The organism is Pseudomonas sp. NPDC087817, from assembly GCF_044742875.1.
Classification (GTDB): Bacteria; Pseudomonadota; Gammaproteobacteria; order Pseudomonadales; family Pseudomonadaceae; genus Aquipseudomonas.
On the sequence record NZ_JBIUVJ010000009.1, the window covers coordinates 103948 to 126668 of the forward strand.

At 60.5% G+C, this 22721-nt stretch carries 16 protein-coding genes; 7 read left to right on the forward strand and 9 right to left on the reverse strand.

The genetic code is table 11. The features are described from left to right. Positions 1 to 23 precede the first annotated feature (23 nt). The gene (locus ACIONG_RS10740) at positions 24 to 1601 is read left to right on the forward strand and encodes a PLP-dependent aminotransferase family protein (protein ID WP_401299046.1); all 1578 of its coding nucleotides are present in this window, start codon (positions 24 to 26) and stop codon (positions 1599 to 1601) included. Here ACIONG_RS10740 and ACIONG_RS10745 read toward each other — a convergent pair. The 7 genes from ACIONG_RS10745 to aspA form a co-directional block, all read right to left on the reverse strand. Next, the gene (locus tag ACIONG_RS10745) at positions 1534 to 6129 is read right to left on the reverse strand and encodes a hypothetical protein (RefSeq protein WP_401299049.1); all 4596 of its coding nucleotides are present in this window, start codon (positions 6127 to 6129) and stop codon (positions 1534 to 1536) included. The genes ACIONG_RS10740 and ACIONG_RS10745 overlap by 68 nt on opposite strands. 143 nt (positions 6130 to 6272) lie before the next feature. Beyond that, on the reverse strand, positions 6273 to 7304 hold the full coding sequence (locus ACIONG_RS10750) for a histone deacetylase family protein (RefSeq protein ID WP_401299052.1): 1032 nt from the start codon (positions 7302 to 7304) through the stop codon (positions 6273 to 6275). 164 nt (positions 7305 to 7468) lie between these two features. Continuing rightward, a complete protein-coding gene (locus ACIONG_RS10755) occupies positions 7469 to 9349 on the reverse strand; it encodes an ankyrin repeat domain-containing protein (protein ID WP_401299055.1) in 1881 nt (626 codons plus the stop codon). A 72-nt stretch (positions 9350 to 9421) separates the two neighbouring features. Further along, a complete protein-coding gene (locus tag ACIONG_RS10760) occupies positions 9422 to 10414 on the reverse strand; it encodes an AraC family transcriptional regulator (RefSeq protein ID WP_401299058.1) in 993 nt (330 codons plus the stop codon). 166 nt (positions 10415 to 10580) lie between these two features. Further along, a complete protein-coding gene (locus ACIONG_RS10765) occupies positions 10581 to 11585 on the reverse strand; it encodes an asparaginase (protein WP_401299061.1) in 1005 nt (334 codons plus the stop codon). Between the two features lie 171 nt (positions 11586 to 11756). Next, the gene (locus ACIONG_RS10770) at positions 11757 to 13202 is read right to left on the reverse strand and encodes an alanine/glycine:cation symporter family protein (RefSeq protein WP_401299064.1); all 1446 of its coding nucleotides are present in this window, start codon (positions 13200 to 13202) and stop codon (positions 11757 to 11759) included. A 608-nt stretch (positions 13203 to 13810) separates the two neighbouring features. After that, positions 13811 to 15235 carry an aspartate ammonia-lyase gene (gene aspA, locus ACIONG_RS10775; RefSeq protein ID WP_103302711.1) on the reverse strand — a complete coding sequence of 475 codons (1425 nt, stop codon included), beginning with the start codon at positions 15233 to 15235 and terminating at the stop codon, positions 13811 to 13813. 180 nt (positions 15236 to 15415) lie between these two features. On the opposite strand from aspA, the gene ACIONG_RS10780 reads away from it, so the two are divergent. The 5 genes from ACIONG_RS10780 to ACIONG_RS10800 all read left to right on the forward strand — a co-directional run bounded on the left by ACIONG_RS10780 (position 15416) and on the right by ACIONG_RS10800 (position 19227). Further along, positions 15416 to 16324 (forward strand): LysR substrate-binding domain-containing protein, encoded by a 909-nt coding sequence (locus ACIONG_RS10780; RefSeq protein ID WP_103302709.1) that lies wholly within the window; start codon positions 15416 to 15418, stop codon positions 16322 to 16324. Between the two features lie 331 nt (positions 16325 to 16655). Further along, positions 16656 to 17147 carry a 5-(carboxyamino)imidazole ribonucleotide mutase gene (gene purE / locus ACIONG_RS10785; protein WP_003229641.1) on the forward strand — a complete coding sequence of 164 codons (492 nt, stop codon included), beginning with the start codon at positions 16656 to 16658 and terminating at the stop codon, positions 17145 to 17147. A gap of 10 nt (positions 17148 to 17157) precedes the next feature. Next, a complete protein-coding gene (locus ACIONG_RS10790; RefSeq protein WP_103302706.1) occupies positions 17158 to 18240 on the forward strand; it encodes a 5-(carboxyamino)imidazole ribonucleotide synthase in 1083 nt (360 codons plus the stop codon). 111 nt (positions 18241 to 18351) lie between these two features. Further along, entirely contained in the window at positions 18352 to 18597 is a 246-nt protein-coding gene (locus ACIONG_RS10795; protein WP_007920223.1) for a GlsB/YeaQ/YmgE family stress response membrane protein, read from the forward strand. A gap of 93 nt (positions 18598 to 18690) precedes the next feature. Beyond that, the gene (locus tag ACIONG_RS10800; protein WP_007920225.1) at positions 18691 to 19227 is read left to right on the forward strand and encodes a DUF3299 domain-containing protein; all 537 of its coding nucleotides are present in this window, start codon (positions 18691 to 18693) and stop codon (positions 19225 to 19227) included. A 171-nt stretch (positions 19228 to 19398) separates the two neighbouring features. Here the strand turns inward: ACIONG_RS10800 and ACIONG_RS10805 are convergent, their stop codons facing one another. Both ACIONG_RS10805 and ACIONG_RS10810 read right to left on the reverse strand, forming a co-directional pair. Beyond that, positions 19399 to 20298 carry a D-hexose-6-phosphate mutarotase gene (locus ACIONG_RS10805; RefSeq protein WP_401299069.1) on the reverse strand — a complete coding sequence of 300 codons (900 nt, stop codon included), beginning with the start codon at positions 20296 to 20298 and terminating at the stop codon, positions 19399 to 19401. Positions 20299 to 20356: 58 nt separating this feature from the next. Next, the gene (locus ACIONG_RS10810; RefSeq protein ID WP_003229628.1) at positions 20357 to 20761 is read right to left on the reverse strand and encodes an acyl-CoA thioesterase; all 405 of its coding nucleotides are present in this window, start codon (positions 20759 to 20761) and stop codon (positions 20357 to 20359) included. A gap of 377 nt (positions 20762 to 21138) precedes the next feature. On the opposite strand from ACIONG_RS10810, the gene ACIONG_RS10815 reads away from it, so the two are divergent. Next, positions 21139 to 22437, forward strand: coding sequence for an MFS transporter (locus ACIONG_RS10815; RefSeq protein ID WP_315444990.1), 1299 nt, complete (start codon positions 21139 to 21141; stop codon positions 22435 to 22437). Positions 22438 to 22721 lie beyond the last annotated feature (284 nt).

Genomic DNA, 22721 nt, shown 5'->3' on the forward strand with positions numbered 1-22721 from the left:
ACCAATTTCATAGGTCCATTGCCATGCCTGATGCCTCCACGTTGTCCATGCCCTTCAATCCGGCCGGTATCGAGCTTGATCGCCGTCAGGGCCTGACTCGTCAGCTCTACCAGGCGTTGCGCTTGCGCGTGCTCGACGGCCGTCTGGCCAGCGGTACACGATTGCCGGCCAGTCGCGATCTGGCGCTGGCCTTGGGTATTTCCCGCAACAGCGTGGTGCGGGCCTACGATCAGCTGTATGCCGAAGGCTTTATCGAGGGCAAAGTCGGGGATGGCACCTACGTCGCTCAATTACCCCAGACCGCGTCTTCGGATAAAAAATTATCCACAAAAGTATCCACAGGGTTTTCAACAGGCTTACCCACAGCCTTATCCACAAATTTGCTGGATTTACCTGTTGATCCATCCAGCAAAGTTATCCACAGCGACGCAATGAACCGGGTCCAGAACAACCATTTGGCTCGTCCTCCGAGTGGCCCGCCACGCGCATTTCGAGTGGGCGTCCCGGCCTTTGATCTGTTCCCGTTCGACGTCTGGGCCAAGCTCAACGCGGCTTTCTGGCGCAAACCGGATCTTCAGCAACTGTGCTACGGCGATCCTGCCGGTGATGCGCGCTTGCGCAGCTTGATTGCGGCTTATTTGCGCAGCTCACGCGGTTTGCAGTGCACGGCTGAACAAATTGTGATCACCAGTGGCGCGCAACAGGGCATCAGCCTTTGTGCACAGCTGCTGGTGGCGCCGGGTGACGGCGTTGGCATCGAAAATCCCGGTTACCGCGCGGCGGGTCATGCCTTCGCTGTGGCAGGGGGCCGCTTGCGCGGTATCGCCGTGGATGAAGAAGGCATCGATTGCGCGGCGTTATCGGCGGCCAGTGATTGTCGCGTGGCGTACGTGACGCCCTCCCATCAATACCCGACAGGGGTGGTGATGAGTCTGGCGCGACGTCTGGAATTGCTCGCCTGGGCCGAACGGACCCAAGGCTGGATCGTCGAGGACGATTACGATGGCGAGTACCGCTATACCGGTGCGCCCTTGGCACCTTTGGCGGCACTCGATCGCCAGGGACGGGTGTTGTATGTCGGCACCTTCGGCAAAGTCGCCTTCCCGGCGTTGCGCCTTGGTTATCTGGTGCTGCCACCGGGGCTGGTGGACGCGTTCTCGCAACGCCGGGCGGTGGACGTCCGGCATTCCGAGGTGAGCACCCAAGCGGTGATGGCCGAGTTCATGGCCGCCGGGCATTTCCAGCGGCATATCCGGCGCATGCGCCGCGCTGCGCTCAGCCGTCGCAATGCGTTGCTCGACGGCTGGCCGACGGGCATTGCCGGCGTGGGTAAATTGCCCGCAGTGTCTGCCGGACTGCACCTGACCGTGCCGGTAGAGAGCATCGCCCGCGAGCAGCAACTGATTGAACAGGCTGCCCGCGTGGATGTGGAAATCAACGGTTTGAGCCATTACTGGCTGCCCGATTCATCGACCGCTTCCGATCAGCGCGCCGGTCTGGTCCTGGGCTTTGCCGCTGTGCCCGAACCTGCAATCAGGGCAGCACTGACGCGGTTGCAGCAGGCTTGGCAGGAGGGAAAAACAGCTCTTCGGCCAATTTAGGCGTCATCGCGCTGCGGTGAATTTTGATGAGCTCCTGATTGCTCAGGTTGCGCATGTCGTAGGCACCGCCAAGGCGCCGCTGCTCCAGGGTTTTCATATGGCGAGCCGTCGACGCGGTGGCCGGGGCGGTGGCGTTGTCATAGTGAATGTGCGCGTACCAGAACGCTGCGCCGGTTCTGGCGTCGCTGATTTCATATTCATCGAGAAAATCTTTAGGGCCTTTGAGGCGGCGGCGAGAAACGGTTTTGCTGATTTTCACTTCACCGACATTGTTCAGCCATTGAACATGGGCGGCCGTCGGCGGCTGCTGTTTGATCAAGGTAATCCGCGTTTTTCGGCCCTTTTTATCGAGCGCAGCCGCTGCGCTGTCGAGCGCGTCCACCAGCGTGGACGCCACACGGTCTGCGGTCTCGTTGCTGGCGATCAAGGCCTGATCGATGGCCTCTCTGGCGCTGCGCAGAGTCACGGCATGCACTTGGTAGAGCGATTCAGCTTCGGCCGGTATGCGCTTGGCCCGTTTGATATGGCCATCGGTTCGCCTCTGGAATGCCGGCAAGTCGTCGATCAAGGTTTGTCCCACGGCAAGACTGTTTTTCAGATTCGGCCTGGACGGGGTTGGCGATGTCTTCGGTGTAACTCGCTCGACCCACTCCCCGGGCGTTTTTTCATGAAACGTGGCGATGAGTCTGCCCGATACTTTCGCTCGCACGTCCACCAGGTCAGTGTCCTGGCCATCGGCGCTTTTTCGGACTTCACCGACAAGCGTGCCTTTGTAGCGGGTCTTGATGATTTTTTTGCCGAAGTTTGTCCTGGGGCGTGAGGGGCCGGGCTTCGGCCCCAGCAGGAGTTGGTCGCGCAACAGGTTGCCCAGCCTGTTCACCGTGGCTTCGCTGAATGCATTGATCTGCTTGCGCACTTGCGCCATCCGCTCGGGCTGAAAGTGTTCGGGGTACTCGACGAGCAGGTCGACAAAGCGCTGGTCGATGGCGGTAAATTGTTCGGCCAGATTGCTCGTGGCTTCTATTCGTTCGGCGAGGTTGTCCAGGTTTTCATCAGTGCTCAGGTCCATCGAACTCTGGATGTTGAGTGCGGCATCTTCAATCACGTCTTCCAGGGCAATTCTGGCGTCAGCCGCGCTTTCTGGCGGACCCGCCTTGAGACAGAGTCTCTGCGCCAGGCTGATCTCGAGCATTTTCAGGTCGTTGATTTCATAAGCGGGGAGCTTGGCCTGGTAACGGCGTTGGGTCTCGACACCTTCTTTGCCAAGCAGTTTCAGTTCATCGAAGCGCGTGTGGGCAAACTCCAGCTTCGCAATGAACTTGCCGGTCAGCTCGTTCAATTTTTCGAAGGCCGCGACATGGTCTGCTTGCGCCGTCGCGTTGTGATCGAACAGGTCCGTCGTCGCCGTCAGGGTAGTGCTGTAATCGAGATTGCGTTCGATAAACCAGGAGTGGCACAAAAACATTTGCATGGTCAGCCGGTCGATCATCGCCGTGCGGTAGTTGGGTACCGGCTCCGCCAGGTTCAGTGCCTTGAGCTGGTCGATGTGGGCCGTGTATTCGCTGAGTTGCGATTCAAGGGTGTCGAGGTACTGCTTGCGAGTCTCCTCTACTTTTTCCGGCAGTGCCTCAAGCAAGGCTGTATGGAAATCGGCCAGTGTGTCCTGCTTGGGTTGCATCGTCAGATCGAACGCGCTGATGTCACTCTTCAACTGAGCCAGCTTCTGTTGTTTTTCCAGGCGTGCTTGCGCGATACGACTGCGCAGCGCGCCGCCGCGCAGACGCAACCGCAGATCGATGACCCATCGCCCGCCGGCGGTAACGGTCAGCAAAGGCCCAGTACGTGTGGGCACTTGATGCGAATCGATGATTTGCACATCGCCGTTGTCGTTAAGTTGCACCTCGAACCAGCGTTTGCCGACGGGGGCGTACCATTTTTTCTGGTGAGCAAAGAGGTGCCGATGCAGGCCTTCGGTGGTTGCAGTGCCGAGGTCTTTGGGCTTTGTGGTTTTCAGGCTGTCGAGCAGTGACTCAAGACTGGGGCCTGAACGCGCCAATGCAACGCTCGCATTGAGCGATGTGTCATGGCCGACCGGCAGTTCGAGGGTTGTAACGTCTGGCAGCCGCACCGGTTTGACGACTTCGGGAACAACTGTTGGCAGCAACCGTTCTGCCGTTTCCGCCGCGCTGATGATTTCGCGCCGGGGCGCCTTGCCGACGGCAGCGCGGTGGGCCAGCACCATGCCGAGCGCCAGCAGGATATCGGCGAGCGCGGTCCAGGCGATCTTGCCGGTCGGCTGATTTGCGCCATCGCTGACTTCCTGCAAATCGTCGAGGATCTGCCAGATCCAGGCGGCGGTACTGATGCCCCGCCCGAGGAACGGCAGGGCGGCGTTGAACAGCATCCAGCCGCCGTGTTTTACCGAGGCCCAGCGTGCTTCGGCGTTGGAGACCGTCTGGCGGTCGGCCTGAGTGAGGATGGCCTCGACGTTGGCTTTGTGCAGCGTCTGCAGGACATCGTCGGTGATCGCGCGGGTGTGCAACTGGGCGACACCGAGCATGTCGACGGCAGTGACGGGATTGACCACTGCTTGAGGAATGACCCACACCGACGGCATCTTGGCCGGGAACACGTACTGGCTGTAGTTGAAACGAACATCATCCGGCAACCAGGCGAGCACCGACTCGCGCAGCAGGCGCGAGTGCTTGATCGCATAGAGCAGATTGGTGCGACTGGGGTACTGGATCAACGGTTTTTCGAACAGGGGTCGATAAAGCAGATAAGGACCCTTGTCGGTCTGACGCGGGCCGATGACAAACATGTTGACCACGGTGTCGGCCCTTGAGCTGATGTGGTGGGCATTGAACGCCAGGGGGCTGATGATGATTTCCTGCCCGTCGACTACACGGTCCTCGGCGCTGTCACCGAGGGCGGCCAACAGGTAGCGGTAACCTTGCTCGTCAATGCCGGCCTCGCCACGAATCTTGTGCTGCAGCGCCAGCATCGGCAGTTCGATCGGCAACTGACGGACATATAACTTCTGCAGGGCCGATGCCTGGACGCTATCGTCGACCAGGCGCTTCTGCAGGTACGCCGGATAGGTTTTGCCAATGTTGACGGTGGTGACCAGTTTTTCCACATAGGCCACGGTGAGCCAGTCCGGCAAGGCGCTGCCGTCCCTGTAACGCACGGTTTTGTTGCCCAGCGGCATCCCTTCGAGGTTTTGCAGCGTCAGTTCGCTCAACGAGAACGTCTGGTTCTCGCTGTTGAACGGCACGACAAACGTGCCCCAGACATCCAGGCTGGTGATGCTGATCTCGATCTCATCGATTTTTACCTCGCCGGCCTTGGGATGATCCTTGCGGATCTGCCGGGTCAGCGCTTCGCGGGTAAAAGTGTCGAGGCTGGCCACTTCACTCTGAAACGATTTGCCGGCGTTCTGGTGCTGCACCACGGTCAGGTCCAGCAGGTGTCGGCTGAAGCTGGTCTGATCGGCCGCATTGGCGTTGTCGAGCCAGGACGGCAGCATCGGTTGCAGACGGTCGACGTGGGGTTTGAGGCGTGGCGCCGGCTCTGAGTGATCGCCGGCCGTACCGTTATGGGGAAAGAGGTTATTGAGGGTCGAGCCTGCGAAGAAGTTGATCTCGCCAAGGGCATCGGCCTCTAGAGCGATCAGCGTGCAAGCCTGATGATCGAAGAAGTTGCCGTCGGGCTCAAACAACCGCCAGTGCAGGTCACCGGCGGCGGTGTTCTCACGATAGCGACGCGGCAGGGCATCACCCAGCGCCTCCATCGAATCGAAACGGCGGAAACCATTCACCAGCGAATGGGTCACGATCAGCGTGCGCTTTTCATGGGTACCGACCAGCACGGCGGTATCGAGAACGTGCACATGGGTGCGCTTTTCACCGTCACCCTGATCCAGGTCGATCAGGCAGGCGCGGGTCTTGTACTTGTCGCCGGACAGCCGCTGGTGCTTGTCGGGGTGACGGAACACGGCGTGAGCCATGGCTTGCTGATCCGCGTCCCAGCCCAGACTCGCGTCGACATTCCACAGGTTGCGCAAAGCATCCGACAGTTGATACCAGCGCGGGTGTGCGGGAGAGGTATGTCGGTTCCAGTAATCAACCTGTTGTTCCCGGTACGCCACGAACAGCAGCGGCGCGAGTTCGTTGAGCAGGCTGGCGAGGGCGTCGACCTCTACGGGCAACTGGAACGCGGACTCGCTGCCGGGGTGCTGGGTCAGAAAGTGTTCATCGTCCAGATACGTGACGGTGGTACCGGACAGGCCGAGCCGCACCAGCACGTTGGTCAGGGACTCGACCTGATCGCCGCCGCTAACGACGCGGTCGTCTTTGACGATCCAGGTCGGGGTCACGACCATCGCCAATTGCGGATCGATTTTCAGGTTCGGATATAAGGTCTTGAGCTCTGGGCGCAAAGCCTGGGTGGCGACTTCCCGCAGCGACGGACCGGTCACCAGTTGCGTCAGCACATCAACGGCGCTGGGCAAGGAGATTTCGGGCATGGGTAATTCCTGCTCTGACAAGGGCGGCGCGCCAAATGGCGCCGGGTCAGGGCAAGGTAAAAGTCGCGGGCCGCCGGTGTGCGGTACATACAGATTGCAGGCAAAAAAAGACCCGCGAATGCGGGTCTCTGGCGAGGGTTTGCTTACTGAGCGCTTTCAAAACCTTCCAGTACGTTCACGGCGTTAATGCCGATTTCCTCCACGGCATAACCGCCTTCCATGACGAACAGCGTGGGTTTGCCCAGGGCGGCAATGCGTTTGCCCATCGCCAGGTAGTCCGGGCTGTCGAGTTTGAATTGCGAGATCGGATCGTCCTTGAATGTATCGACACCGAGCGACACGACAATGATGTCGGCGCCGTAGCGGTCGATCTCGTTGCAGGCCTGGTCCAGCGCCGCGCTCCAGACATCCCAGCCCGATCCGGCCGGCAACGGATAGTTGAAATTGAAACCCTCACCGGCCCCTTCGCCGCGCTCATCGTCATAGCCGAGAAAGAACGGAAACTCCGCTTCCGGGTGACCGTGGATCGAGGTGAACAACACGTCGCTGCGCTCATAGAAAATCGACTGCGTGCCGTTGCCGTGGTGATAGTCGACGTCGAGGATCGCAACCTTTTGGTGGCCCTGATCGAGAAACGCCTGCGCAGCAATGGCAGCGTTGTTGAGGTAGCAATAACCACCCATCAAATCGCTGGCCGCGTGGTGTCCCGGTGGCCGACACAAGGCAAAGGCACTGCGTGCGCCATGTTGAATGGCCGCTTGCGCGGTCAGTGCGACCTGCGCTGCGCTGTACGCCGCTTGCCAGGTGCCGGCGGTGATCGGCGCGCCGCCGTCGAAGCTGTAGTAACCGAGCTGACCATGCAGGCTGGTCGGTTTGATCGCGCGCAAGGTGCGCGCCGGCCAGGTGTAGGGCAGCAGATCGCCGTCGGTGTTGAATTCGGTCCAGCGCGCCCATGCACCTTTGAAAAAGTCGAGGTAGTCGCGGCTGTGGATGCGCGTGATCGGTTCAAGGCCAAAATCCTTCGGTGCCTCGACCGGCCCCAGGTGCTGGTTCTGCACACGTTGCAGTACATGGTCGGCGCGCGACGGCATCTCGAAACACGGCTTGAGCTGGCCGTCGATCAATTCGCAGCGGCCATGGTGCAGGTGATGATCGTCCGAGTAGATCGTCAGCATTTGTTGTTCTCCGCAGGGCTGATTCGGTTGCGCCCAGTGTTGCGGTGCAATGCGATTCGGAGAACGGCAGGAAAGGCCAAAAGGGGATCGATCTGGCCAAAAAATCTGACCGAAAATCGCCCCGTCAAAGACCGAAGCGCCCCTTTACGGGGCGCGATACACATTCAGGGACGGCTTGCGGTTTTATCCGTCGTGGCTTGATGGCGGTCGAGCGCCTCCAGCCAATCCGGTCGCTCGCGTTGTTCAAGCACCTTGCGCAACTTGCTGTAGGCATCCTTGCTGCAATCATTTCCCAGCGTCGGGTCGGCGCCTTTTTCCAGCATCAACGTGAACAGCCCGAACATCTGCTGATGGTCGAGTTCTTTGTCGATGTTGCTTCTCGGGGCCTGGCTTGCCAGCAGATAGAGCACCGAATCCAGGCGGTCACCCTTGTAGCAACGTCCGGAAGGATAGAGAAAATTCAACTGCGCCCCGGCGTCAACAAGACGTTTTGCCGCCGGATAGTTGTTGCGGTAAATCGCTTCGTACAGCGCGGTTCGCTGTTCCTCGCTTTCCCGCAAATCCAGGTTTTGCGGGTGCTTGAACAGCCAGTTGAACACCTCTTCATCCTTGGCCGATGCTCGCTGCATCAGCAGGGTCTTGCCGCGCGCATCGGGCTCGTCGATGGCGGCACCGGCGTTGAGCAGGAACTGCGTGCGCTGGGCTTGCTGCGGATCCTTGTCAGCCTTGAGGTCCTTGTTCAGTGCCTGCATCACCAGCGGCTCGCTGCCGTTGATGCCGTGGGTTTCGGCGCCGCGTTCGAGCAGCAGGCGGGCGATGGCGAAGTTCGGCGCATCCAGTGCATGCAACAAGGCACTGCGGCCGTCCTCGCCGAGGGTTTTGGCTTGCAGGCCGCTGTCGAGCAACTGCCGCACGCGCGGCTCGTCCTGATTGTCGACGGCCTCGATCAAGGGCCACTGCGCCTGGCAGGCCTGCGGGTCGGCCTGGGTGAGGTCGAGATTCTGCAGGACACGCTCGGGAACACTCAGACTACGTTGCAGGCGCAGCCCGCAGTAGATCCGGTAATACTCCTGCGCCAATGCGTATTGGGTGGTGTAGGTCGGTGCCTTTTCATAGTACTGCCAGGCCTGATCCGCGAGGTTGAGATACACCGGAATGCGTTGTGGCGCACGCCGTACGACTTCCAGCAGCCATTGCCGTGAACCCTCGTCCGGTGCCACTTGGCTCTTCCAGTAGGCAATGTCATTGAGCTGGCCGATGAACTCCGGCTGATCGGCACCAATCCGCCGAAAGTCCTGATTCAAAAACAGCTCATCGACTTTCTTCAGCCCCGGGCCTTTGTCACTGGCCTGGCTCAGTTGTCGGTGCAGTTCCCACAGCTCTAGCGCGCCGTCGCCGGCCAGGTAAGGTTTGGGGTCGACTTCAATGCTCAGCGGGGCGTCGGGTACTTGGTAGCGCATGGCGCCCCGGGCGCCTTCGACGCCTTTTAGCCAGGTGTCGAGCACTGCTGCCGGAGTGTCCTGCAATGGCTGGAACGACAGCAGGTGATCGTTGCGAATCCGCCCCAGCGCCAGCAACGGTGTACCGGGTGCGCGCGAATCGATCAGCAGATAACGCTTGGTTTCCCAGCCGCTGCTTTTGACGCAGTCGAACGCCAGCGTATCGACCACAATGCCGGGTGCGATGTCGGTACGACTGGCCGACGAGCCCAGATTCAAGTACTGGAACTCGGTAATGCAGCTGTGAAACTCCTCGGCGGTGAGCAGCGGAATCGGCCCGAGTTTTTGCGTGCGTTCGCGGTAGTCCTGATCGCGATAGACGTTCAGGTAAAACAGACCGCGAAAACCGCTGAGCAACCCCACCGATGGCGTCGGTGTTTCAGCAGCGGTGGGCATCGGGATGATGGTGCGGGCGTACTCGGGCTTATCGACCACCGCTTTGGGTGGCAGCCCCCACCAGTTCAGCTCGATGGCGTGGGCGGCCATGGGCAGGTTGATCAGAGCAGCGAGAACGACACGTTGTGCGCAGTAACGAAAAAGGGCCATCGAGCAAAAACACCGGCGACAGAATCAGGCCGCGTAATGTAGTGCAGTCTTTGGCGCTGCGCCTGATTTATCTCAAGGGCGGAACTGACTGGGCGCCACGCCACTCCAGCGCACAAAGGCATGACGGAAACTTGCGGTCTCGCTGAAGCCCAGTGTCTCGGCGATGCGATAGATCGGCAGTTGCTCCTCACACAGCATCTGCTTGGCGCGCTCGAAGCGCAGTTCATCGAGCAATTCCTGATAGCTGCTGCCCATGTCCTTGAGATGCCGGCGCAAGGTACGCGGCGAGCACTTCATCTGCTGGGCCAGACCTTCCAGCCCCGGCGCGGCGTTCAATTGCGCGCTGAGCAATTGACGAATCCGCCCTAGCCAGGCCTGACGCCCGGTGAACTCCAGATTCTGTTTGCGGCAACGTTCGGCCATTGCTTGATGGGTGATGCTGTCGGCCAGCGGCAGCGGTTGGTCGAGCCAGTGCCGGTCGAAGGCGAAGGCATTGTCCTTGGCGGCAAAGTGCAGCGGGCTGGCGAAGTGTTCGGCGTAGCTGGCGCGATAGTCCGGCGCCGCGTGTTCAAACCGTGTGGCCAGCAATGGCAGCGGGTGACCGAGCAAGTCATCGCAAATGACTTTGAGTGAAACCAGACAGAACTCGGCATTGAACACCGCCATCGCTGGGCTCTCGCGATAGTCGGCGGCGACAAACCAGATACGTTCGCCATCGTCTTCCAGACTCAGTTCGAAAAGTGTTCCCAGCAGCGCCGGATAACGGATCGCCAGGCGCAAAGCGTCACCGAAGGTGGCACAGGTGAGCAAGGCGTAACCGAGAATGCCGTAGCAGGAAACGTGCATGCGCCGGCCCAGTTCCAGACCGATATCGCGCTTGAGCGCGACCGCGTTGGCGCAGACCTGCATCTCCTGATTGGTGGTGATGCGCGTGTCGGCCCGGGCCAGATCCGCCGCACTGATGCCGCTGCCGGCCAGCAAGGCATCGCTCGACAAGCCTTCCGCCTTGAAGGTGTTGAGGACCAGTGAGACGGCGTTGAGGGTGGTGAGGTGGGAGTGGAGCATAAGATCTTCCAGCCTGATGATGGCTGGAACGCAGCAAGTTGCATGCCGGGTGAAACTCCTTTGTAGGAGTGAGCCTGCTCGCGATTACGGTCTGGCAGCCAACATCAATGTTGAATGAAAGATTGCTATCGCGAGCAGGCTCACTCCTACAGAGTCGTGTGGTGTGTCAGATCAGTTCGCCGCAGAGGTCGAGCTCAATCAGTCGGCGGACTTCTTGAGTTTCAAGGCCGGCACCGAGCAGCCCAGTCAACTTGCCGAACGCCGCCTCGCGGGTCATGCCGCCACCGGACAATACGCCAACGCCACGCAAGCGGCTGCCGGCCTCGTAAACGTCCAGCTCGACACCGCCTTCATGGCACTGCGTGACCGCGACCACGACCACGCCGTTATCCCGCGCGCGGCCGAGGCTGGCGAGGAACTCTGGATTGTCGCTCGGTCCGGTGCCGCTGCCGTAGCACTCCAGCACCAGTCCCTGAATGCCACCGTCGAGCAGGCCGTCGACTATTCCGGCGCTGATACCGGGGAACAGCGGCAGCACCGCGACATTCGCCTGTTGCTTCGGCTGGTTGTAGTTCAACGCTGCAGGAATCGACGGGGCTTTCACGCCGCCGCCCTGACGCTCCAGACGCTTGAACGGATGACGGCCGAAGCTGCGTACTTTCGCGCAACGGGTCGGTGGCAGCAGTTCGCCGTGGAAGTACAGATGTACACCCGGTGCCAGGCCTTGGCCCAGCGCAACCAGCGCACCGCTGAGGTTTTCCCAGGCATCGCTGTCGGTCACGCCGGCCGGCAACATCGAGCCGGTGAAGCACACGCGAGCCTGCAGGCCGAGCAACTGGAAGCTCATCGCCGCCGCGCTGTAGGCCAGGGTGTCGGTGCCGTGCAGGATCAGCACGCTGTCGCAGCCTTGCACATCCACAGCGTCGACCACTGCTTCACGCAGTTGCTGCCAGTAGGCCGGTGTCATGTTGGCGCTGTCGATCAGCGGCGACATCTCGCGAAAGCGCCACTGCGGTACGACGAGTTCAGGCTGACTGTGCAGGTAGTCGCGCATCCGCGCTTCGAAACCGGATGCAGGGGCCAGACCGTTGGCGCTGGCCTGCATGCCGATGGTGCCACCGGTGTAGAGCACCATGACGTGCTGGGCGGCGGGGTAGGAATTGGCAATCATCTGAAGGTCTCCACAAGAGATGACATTGCAGGAGTGAGCCTGCTCGCGATGGCGGTTCATCATTCAACATTGATGTTGGCTGAAAGACAGCCATCGCGAGCAGGCTCACTCCTGCAAGTTATTGCATCACAATAACTGACGGGCGCAGGGGATGCGCCCGTCATTCACCTGTCAGCGTTGCGCTGCAGGGACGCCTTGCGGCTGAGCATCGGCTTGAGTGGCGGACGACGGGTTGGTCGGCCAGGCCTTCAGGTCGAGATCCAGATCAGTAAATTTGCTGGAGTCGAACACGGGCTGTTTGACGCCGGCACGGCGCTGCTCGTCGTAGTCGCGCATCACGCGCATGCCAACCTTGAACAGCATGGCCAGGGCCACCAGGTTGACGAAGGCCAGGCAGGTCATGGTGATGTCGGCGAAGGCAAACACGGTCGAAAGGTCCTGCATCGAACCCCATACCACCAGCGCCAGCACCAGGCCGCGGAAAACCATCAGCGCGGCGCGGTTGCGGGTGAGGAACTGCAAGCTGTTCTCGCCCAGGTAGTAGTTGTAGAGGATGCAGGTGAAGACGAACAGCGACAGCGCGACGCTGACGAACATGCGACCCCAGTCACCGACCACGGCGGCCAGCGAGTTCTGGGTCAGGACGATGCCGTCACCTTCAAAGCCCGGGGTGTAGAAGCCCGACAACAGGATCAGCAGCGCGGTGCAGGTGCAGATCACGAAGGTGTCGAGGAACACGCTGAAAGCCTGAACCACGCCTTGGGCGCCCGGGTGCTTCACGGCGGCCACGGCGGCGACGTTCGGCGCACTGCCCAGGCCCGCTTCGTTGGCGAACACGCCACGCTTCACGCCCATGACGATGGCGCTGCCGAGCAGGCCGCCAAAGGCCGGATCGAGGCCGAAGGCGCTCTTGAAGATGGTTTCCAGCATGGCTGGCACGTGTTCGATCTGGGTGCCGATCACGTACAGAGTCACGCCGATGTAGGCCAGGGTCTTGATCGGTACCAGCAGGTCGGACACCGAAGCGATGCGCTTGATGCCGCCGATGAAGGTGATGGCCAGCAACACCGCCAGGACGATCCCGGTGTGTTGAGGGTTAAAGGCAAAGGCGTTCTGCAACGAGTGGGTCACGGTGTAGGACTGCAGGCCAATGAAGGCGAAGCCGTAGGTGACCAGCAGCAGAATCGAGAACACCACCGCCATGCCTTTCAGTTTCAGGCCGTGCTGGATGTAGTAAGCCGGGCCGCCACGGTACAGACCGTCACCATCGGCGCGCTTGTAGACTTGGGCCAGGGTGCATTCGAAGAAGCTGCTGGACATGCCGACCAGTGCGGTCACCCACATCCAGAACACCGCACCTGGCCCGCCGAGGGTCACGGCGATGCCGACACCGGCGATGTTGCCTGCACCGACACGGCCGGCGAGGCTGAGCATCAGGGCCTGGAACGAGCTGAGTTGCCCGGCGCTGCCTTTCAAGCTGTCGCGGAACACCGCGAACATGTGGAAGAAGTGGCGCAGTTGTACGAAACGCGAGCGAATCGTGAAGTAGCTACCGAGCCCGACAATGAGCACGATCAGTACTTTCCCTGAGAGGAAGTCGTTAATGACTTCGAGCATGGATTTTTCCTCGCTGTTTTTTGTGTAAGCAAATGCTGGATGTTCAGAAACATCGCGTTACACCGGTCTGCGCGCGGCACGACAGGCGAGGCGAGGGTTTCGTCCCGGATCCATTTCGCGGGTTTGTTATTAGTTCGGGTTTCGCATGGGTTATGGCCTCGTTACCGACGACCGCTCACGCGAAGAGGGGCGGCACTATACCGATCAGTGGCGCGCCCGTCTGCACGGTAGTGGTGCAAGCGACGAAACGAAGCTGTGAAGCACCCGACGTTACCGGCGTCGGGTTTGTGTGGGAGCCGCTTCTGTGTTGACTCAAACCCTGTGGCGAGGGGATTTATCCCCGAAGGGCCGCGTAGCGGCCCCAAAACCTGTAATCACGCTGTATCAGGCACATCGCGTGGCAGGGTTTTGCGACTGCTTCGCAGTCGATCGGGGATGAATCCCCTCGCCACAAGGGCTTATTTCCACATGAAGCAATCCCCAGACATACGGGTCTCAGGATCAGAAAGTTAAAAAAAAGGGCCTGGGGAAATATCCCCAAGCCCTCAAAAGGTGAGAGGTGTCTAGTCCCTCGACCTGGTGAGCGGTGCTACAAGTAACGCGTCGGCTCAGGCTTTGAGCGGAACCAGACGCGGAGCAATCATGTTTTCCGGGCGCAGGATGTCGGCAAGACTCTCTTCGTCGAGCAGACCTTCTTCGCGCACCAGTTCCAGCACGCCGCGGCCGCTTTCAAGAGCGATACGGGCGATGCGGGTGGCGTTTTTGTAGCCGATGTACGGGTTCAATGCGGTGACCAGACCGATCGAGTGTTCGACCAGTTCACGGCAACGTGCTTCGTTGGCGGTGATGCCGACGATGCAGTGCTCGCGCAGCATGTCCATGGCGCGTTGCAGCAGGCGGATCGAGTCGAAGATCTTGAAAGCGATCAAAGGCTCCATCACGTTCAGTTGCAGTTGGCCGCCTTCGGCTGCCATGGTCAGCGCCAGGTCGTTACCGATAACCTGGAATGCCACCTGGTTGACGGCTTCCGGGATTACCGGGTTGACCTTGCCGGGCATGATCGAGCTGCCTGGCTGACGCGCCGGCAAGTTGATTTCGTTGATGCCGGTGCGTGGGCCGCTGGACAGCAGGCGCAGGTCGTTGCAGATCTTCGACAGCTTGACCGCGGTGCGCTTGAGCATGCCGGAGAACAGCACGAAGGCGCCCATGTCGGAAGTCGCTTCGATCAGGTCGGCCGCCGGTACTACCGGTTGGCCGCTGATCAGCGCCAGACGCTGAACAGCCAGCGCTTGATAACGCGGGTCGGCGTTGATGCCGGTACCGATCGCGGTGCCGCCCAGGTTCACTTCAGTCAGCAGTTCCGGGGCCAGCGTCTTCAGACGGGCCAGGTCTTCGCCCATGGTGGTGGCGAAGGCACGGAATTCCTGGCCGAGGGTCATCGGCACGGCGTCTTGCAGCTGGGTACGGCCCATCTTCAGGACGTGGTTGAATTCTTCACCCTTGGCCGCGAATGCCTGAATCAAGCTGTCGAGGCTGGCGAGCAGGGTGTCGTGACCCAACAGCAGACCCAGGCGGATGGCCGTCGGGTAAGCGTCGTTGGTCGACTGCGCCATGTTCACGTCGTCGTTCGGGTGCAGGTACTGGTACTCGCCTTTCTGGTGACCCATTGCTTCGAGCGCAATGTTGGCGATCACTTCGTTGGCGTTCATGTTGGTGGAAGTACCGGCGCCACCTTGAATCATGTCGACCACGAACTCTTCGTGGAAATCACCGCGGATCAATCGTGCACAGGCTTCGCTGATGGCGGCGTGCTTGGCTTCGCTCAGGTGACCCAACTCGCGGTTGGCGTCAGCAGCGGCCTGTTTGACCATTGCCAGGCCGACAACCAGTTTCGGGTAATGCGAAATCGGAACGCCCGAGAGGCGGAAGTTGTTCACCGCTCGCAGGGTCTGGATGCCGTAATACGCTTGAGCGGGTACGTCGAGGGCGCCAAGCAGGTCGGTTTCTGTGCGGAAAGATGCAGCGGAGGACATGATAGAAATCATCTCGATATGGACCCGGTCTGTGCCGGACCGCTGCGAATGCTAGGCTTGTGGGAATTTTTGGGCCAATGCTGTTAAGCACTGGCCTATGCGCATTCGGCATATTGCCCGTTTGACGCCGCGTGCGCGGCAGACGTGTGACCTGTTTTGGTGCGTGTCCGGGAGGACGTGATGAATCTGGAAAGCAAATGGCTCGAGGACTTCAGTGCTCTGGCCGCCACCCGCAGCTTCTCGCAGGCAGCCGAACGGCGCTTCGTGACGCAACCGGCGTTCAGTCGACGGATTCGCAGCCTGGAAGCGGCGTTGGGGCTGACATTGGTCAATCGCTCGCGTACGCCGGTCGAACTGACGGCTGCAGGGCAGTTGTTTCTGGTAACCGCGCGCACCGTGGTCGAACAGCTCGGCGAAGTGCTGCGCCATCTGCATCATCTGGAAGGCGGGCAGGGCGAGGTGATGCAGGTCGCTGCGGCGCACTCGCTGGCGCTGGGCTTTTTCCCGCGCTGGATCGCGCAACTGCGCAATGAAGGGCTGAACATCGCCACGCGACTCGTCGCGACCAACGTCGGTGACGCTGTGCATGCCTTGCGTGAGGGCGGTTGCGATCTGATGTTGGCGTTCTACGACCCGGACGCGGCCATGCAGATGGACCCGGAAATCTTCCCGTCGCTGCACCTGGGCCAGACCGAAATGCTCCCGGTGTGCGCAGCCGATGCCGACGGCAAGCCGCTGTTCGATCTGGAAGGCGAGGCCAGCGTGCCGTTGCTGGCGTATAGCGCAGGCGCCTTTCTCGGGCGTTCGGTGAACGGTTTGCTGCGCCAGCGTCAGCTGCGGTTCACCACGATCTATGAAACGGCGATGGCTGACAGCCTGAAGAGCATGGCGCTGGAAGGCCTCGGCATCGCCTGGGTGCCGCAGTTGAGCGTGCGTGCGGAACTGGCACGGGGTGAACTCGTCGTCTGCGGCGGCCCGCAATGGCATGTGCCGCTGGAGATTCGCCTTTACCGCTGCGCGCTGGTGCGCAAGGCCAATGTGCGCCTGTTGTGGCGCAAGCTCGAAGGCGGAGCTGCGCACGGATCTTGAATCCGGCAACTAATCCTGTGGGAGCTGGCTTGCCAGCGATGCGGTGTGTCAGTCACCCTCTCTGTTTACTGGTCTGACGCCATCGCTGGCAAGCCAGCTCCCACAGGGATCAAAGTGATGTCTTGGCGCTGACCTTCAGGTCAATAAAACCGGGCTTTTGCGGCAGATGACAGATGGTCGCGATGGGGGCTGTTTATTGCTTTCATTGCGGTATACTGCGCGGCCTTCGGCCGGTACGTCCGGCCATTTTTCGTACAATCAAGCCACGCAATCCTGCGTGGCTTGTTGTTTTTGACGCGCCTGCGGGCGCCCAGAGAGAAGAGGCGCGACGATGAGTGCACTGGTTGGCGTGATCATGGGCTCCAAGTCCGATTGGTCCACCCTTAGCCACACCGCCGATATGCTGGAAAAGCTCGGCATCCCGTACGAGGTCAAGGTGGTTTCTGCCCACCGCACCCCGGATCTGCTGTTCCAGTACGCCGAAGAGGCTGAAGGCCGCGGCATCGAGGTGATTATCGCCGGTGCTGGTGGCGCGGCCCATTTGCCAGGCATGTGTGCGGCCAAGACCCACCTGCCGGTGCTGGGCGTTCCGGTGCAGTCGTCGATGCTGTCGGGCGTCGATTCGCTGCTGTCGATCGTGCAGATGCCAGCGGGCATTCCGGTCGCCACCCTGGCCATCGGCAAGGCCGGCGCGATCAACGCCGCGCTGCTCTCGGCAAGCATCCTCGGCGCCAAGCATCCGCAGTTCCACGCGGTACTGAAAACCTTCCGTGCCGAGCAGACAGACAGCGTCCTGGACAATCCAGACCCACGTATTGCCTGAGGTTGTTGAGATGAAGATCGGTGTAATCGGTGGCGGCCAGTTGGGCCGCATGTTGGCCCTGGCGGGCACTCCGCTGGGCATGAACTTCGCTTTTCTCGACCCTGCGCCGGACGCCTGTGCGGCCGCATTGGGCGAACACCTGCGGGCCGATTACGGCGATCAGGATCATCTGCGCCAACTGGCCGATGAAGTCGATCTGGTGACCTTCGAGTTCGAAAGCGTCCCGGCGGAAACTGTCGCGTTCCTCTCGCAATTCGTCCCGGTATATCCGAGCGCCGAAGCTCTGCGCATTGCTCGCGACCGCTGGTTCGAAAAGAGCATGTTCAAGGATCTGGGCATCCCGACTCCGGCCTTCGCCGACATTCAGTCGCAAGCCGATCTGGATGCGGCCGTCGCTTCGATCGGCCTGCCGGCCGTGCTGAAAACCCGCACTTTGGGTTACGACGGCAAGGGCCAGAAAGTCCTGCGCAAGCCAGAAGATGTGGTTGGTACCTTCGCCGAGCTGGGCAGCGTTGCCTGCCTGCTGGAAGGCTTCGTGCCGTTCACCGGTGAAGTCTCGCTGATCGCCGTGCGTGCCCGTGATGGTGAAACGAAGTTTTATCCGCTGGTGCACAACACCCACGAGAGCGGCATCCTCAAGCTGTCGGTCGCCAGTACCGATCACCCGTTGCAGGCATTGGCCGAAGACTATTCCAGCCGTGTGCTCAAGCAGCTGGATTACGTCGGCGTGATGGCGTTCGAGTTCTTTGAAGTCGACGGTGGCTTAAAAGCCAACGAAATCGCCCCGCGCGTGCACAACTCCGGGCACTGGACCACCGAAGGCGCCGAGTGCAGCCAGTTCGAAAACCATCTGCGCGCCGTTGCCGGCCTGCCGCTGGGTTCGACGGCCAAGGTCGGCGAGAGCGCAATGCTCAACTTCATTGGCGTGGTTCCGCCGGTGGAGAAAGTCATCGCCATCGAAGACTGCCATTTGCATCACTACGGCAAGGCCTTCAAGGCCGGGCGCAAGGTCGGTCACGCCAACCTGCGCTGCGCAGACATGGCCACCCTTCAGGCGCAGATCGTCAAGGTCGAAGCGCTGATCGCCGAGTAAAACAGTTTCATGTGGCAGCGGCGGAACCATTCAGGGGCCGCCGTTCTCTCATGGCAGGATGCGAAACACTGGCTAGTCTTTCGCATATCTACCAAATCAGAGGGAAATGCCATGGGAATTATCGGAACCATCTTTATCGGCTTGATCGTCGGCCTGCTGGCTCGGTTCCTGAAACCGGGCGATGACAGCATGGGCTGGATCATGACCATCCTGCTCGGTATCGGCGGTTCGCTGGCGGCCACCTACGGCGGCCAGGCTCTGGGCATCTATCACGCGGGCGAGGGTGCAGGCTTCATCGGCGCACTAGTCGGCGCGATCGTGTTGCTGGTGATCTACGGCCTGATCAAAAAGAACTGATCCAAAGCGACAAAGCCCTCTCGGCCAAAGTGGCCGGGAGGGCTAGAATGCTCGGCGATTTAACGTTCTCTCCTTTCTTTCCCGAGCACCTTCATGCGCCGTCTTCTGTTGACTCTCCTTTTTCTGGGCAGCGGTTTGGCCCACGCCGGCGAATTGCCGGAAACCGACTGGCTGGAACTGATGCCCAAGTCGGACCAAAAGGCCCTCGAGGCCATGCCTGAAATCGACCACAACTCCCCGGAAGCCACCGGTACCTTCACCGAGAAGGGCGGGATGAAGCAGGCCAAAGGTCTGCCGGCGGTGATGTATTCGACCAAAACCGTGGCGTCGATGAATGACAAGCACATTCGCATCGGTGGTTACCCGGTGCCGCTGGAGTCCGATGCCAAGGGCCGCAGCACGCTGTTCTTCCTCGTGCCGTACCCGGGCGCATGCATTCACGTGCCGCCACCGCCGCCGAATCAACTGGTGCTGGTGCGTTATCCGAAGGGTTTGAAGCTGGACGATATCTACACGCCGCTGTGGGTCACCGGCACGCTGAAAGTCGAGAAGGTCAGCAATGATCTGGCTGATGCGGCGTATGCGCTGGAGGCCGACAAGGTTCGGGTGGTGCAAGAGTCGGATCTCTAACAGTCACCACGAAACAACTGTGTGCCAGCCCCTGTGGCGAGGGGATTTATCCCCGATGGGTTGCGAAGCGACCCCGCTTTTGAATCAAGAACAGGGGCCTGCTCCGCAGGCCATCGGGGATAAATCCCCTCACCACAAAGGCTCACTCCAACATTGGTTCTGCGGGGTTGGTTAGAGCGGTTTGCTGCCGATGCTGACACCCATCGTATGGCTCGCACTCGATGCCAGATTCACCACATCATCCATCACGTTCGCCGTCTCGATGCACAGCATGCGCTGCCAGCCATCGTTATCCATGTCGCTGAATGCTGCCGCGCGATCGATCCACGGATTCCAGATCACCGCCGTGCGCGAGCCGGTGGCCGTCAGCACGATACGCCGCTCCCAGGCCGGATCGACAATGCTCAGTCGCGGCGGAGCATTCAGGTAGATACGGTCGGTTTCGCCGGCAAACTGCAGGTCGCCTGTCTGCGCGTGGGTGTTCCAGTTGTCCAGGGTCTCGATGTAATCCAGACCATCCACGCCTTCGACCTGCACATTGCGTACATCGCTGACGGCGAAATACGTGTGCAGCGCCTGACTGATGCTGACGTCTTCGGCGCCACGGTTATGGCTGGTCAGGCTGATGTGCAACTGGTCATTCAGGTGCAGGGTCAGCGTCAGATCGACCTGATGCGGCCAGCCCGGGAAGCCGCCCTCCGGATAAGGCAGCTTGAATTCAACCTTGACGCCATGGTCTTCGGCTTCGATGCCGCCCAGCTCCCAATCCATCGCCCGGACAAAACCGTGAGCCTGCGCCGGTTCTTCGCTGACGCGCATCGCTTTCACGCTCTGCGGATTACGCTCGAAGACGCCGAACCACGGCCAGCACACCGGCACGCCGGCGCGGATGCTTTTGCCCGCCTTGAACACCGCCTTGTCATTGAGCCAGATAATCGGCGGCTGGCCGTCAATCTGATAACTGAGGATGTGCGCGCCTTGCTGGGCTACCAGCACTTCGGCCTGACCGTGGCGAATGCGCCAGCAGTTCAGTTCATCCAGTTTCACGGCTTCAACGTTGGGCGTGTTCATGGGACAGCTCTCGATCAGACACTTGGGACGACTATCGACCGCAAATCGGCCGCGATGTTTAACGTGCGCGTGGCGGCACCGAGCGAGTACGGCCGCTGCCGTCGATGGCGACGAAGACAAATACCGCCTCGGTAACTTTACGCCACTCGCTGGACAGCGGATCGTCGCTCCACACTTCGACCATCATCTGGATCGAGCTGCGGCCGATTTCCAGGGTCTGGGTGTAAAAGGACAATTGCGCGCCGACTGCCACAGGCACGAGGAACGCCATGCGATCAATGGCAACCGTGGCGACGCGGCCACCGGCCACGCGGCTGGCCATTGCGGTGCCGGCCAAATCCATCTGCGCTACCAGCCAGCCGCCGAAAATATCGCCAAAGCCGTTGGTTTCACGTGGAAGTGCAGTGATTTGCAAGGCCAGGTCGCCTTGCGGGATCGGATCTTCTTGTTCGAGCTCTATCATGCCGGGGGTGCCTCTGACCCGTGACTCTTCGTTGGTATTGCTGGTGGTAGCCGTCTTCGGGAAAAACGATTCAGCACCGAACATTCTACGTTCGTCACGTTTTCCATCAGGCGCCTAAGGAGAAACTCTGCGAAACCGGCTAATCCCGAGCAAAGGCCGGGCCAACGACGTTTTCGCACAGCAACCCCCTACAAACCGGAGCAAGGTTGCGAGTATATCGGTCGGTAGACTCCACGACGACCATCCGGTTCTCATTTCGACCGTCAAATACGCGCCTCTATGTGCTTTTTCGAACAATTTGCTATGGTGCCGAACCTGCCCAAGTCACAGCCAGCGTTGTTGTGGCGGTAGATCCGACTATAAGAGAAGCCCTTGCCATGACCACAGCGCCTTCGAGCCTCGCGCAGCCCGAGCAACCCGCACGACCATTGACCCGCAACGACTACAAGACTCTGTCGCTGTCCGCCCTCGGCGGTGCGCTGGAATTCTACGATTTCATCATCTTCGTGTTCTTCGCCACCGTGGTCGGCAAGCTGTTCTTTCCGGCCGACATGCCCGAATGGCTGCGTCTGATGCAGACCTTCGGCATCTTCGCCGCCGGCTATCTCGCACGGCCGCTGGGCGGCATCGTCATGGCGCACTTCGGCGATCTGCTGGGGCGCAAGAAGATGTTCACCCTGAGCATTTTCATGATGGCCGTGCCGACCCTGATCATGGGGCTGCTGCCAACGTATGCGCAGATCGGCCTGTGGGCGCCGATTCTTCTGCTGTTGATGCGCGTGATTCAGGGCGCGGCGATTGGCGGTGAAGTGCCGGGGGCGTGGGTCTTCGTTTCCGAACACGTGCCGCAAAAACACATGGGTTACGCCTGCGGCACCCTTACCAGCGGCCTGACCGCCGGTATTCTGCTCGGCTCGCTGGTCGCCACCGCGATCAACAGCATTTATACGCCTGCCGAGGTTTCCGATTACGCCTGGCGGATCCCGTTCCTGCTCGGCGGCGTGTTCGGTTTGTTTTCGGTCTACCTACGCCGTTGGCTGCACGAAACCCCGGTGTTCGCCGAGCTGCAACAGCGCAAGGCCCTGGCCGAAGAAGTGCCGTTGCGCGCCGTATTGCGTGACCATCGTGGGGCGATTGCGATCTCGATGCTGCTGACCTGGCTGCTGTCCGCCGGGATCGTCGTAGTCATTTTGATGACCCCGACCGTGCTGCAAACGGTCTATAACTTCTCGCCGACGGTCGCGCTGCAATCGAACAGCCTGGCGATCGTCTTTTTGAGCATCGGCTGCATCATCTCTGGTGCATTGGCGGATCGCTTCGGTGCCGGGCGCGTATTCGTGTTTGGTTGCCTGGGCTTGCTGATCAGCTCGTGGACCTTCTATCACAGCCTCGCCGCTCACCCGACCTGGCTGTTCCCGCTGTATGCGCTGACCGGATTTCTGGTTGGCACTATCGGTGCGGTGCCCTACGTGATGGTCAAGGCGTTCCCGCCGGTGGTGCGCTTCAGCGGTTTGTCTTTCTCTTATAACGTTGCCTACGCGATCTTCGGCGGCCTGACGCCAATGGTGGTCAGCCTGTTGTTGAAAGAAAGCGCGATGGGCCCGGCCTACTATGTGGCGGTGCTGTGCACGGTGGGGATTCTGGTGGGGGCGTGGCTCTGGAAGAAGGGTCGCTGATTCCGAGCTATTTGTAGCTGTCTGATCGTTCCCATGCTCCGCGTGGGAATGCATCCCATGACGCTCCGCGGCACCTCTCAATGCGGACGCAGAGCGTCCATGGCGGCGTTCCCACGCAGAGCGTGGGAACGATCTGTCGCGACATGCTGGCCTTTCATCCAATTGTCATATTTCAGCCATAGAGTGTTCACACGGCCTGCTGATACTTGGCCCCGACTTAACACACCCTATCTGCTAGGAGTAAGGCATGAAACTGAAGCGTTTGATGGCGGCAATGACTTTTG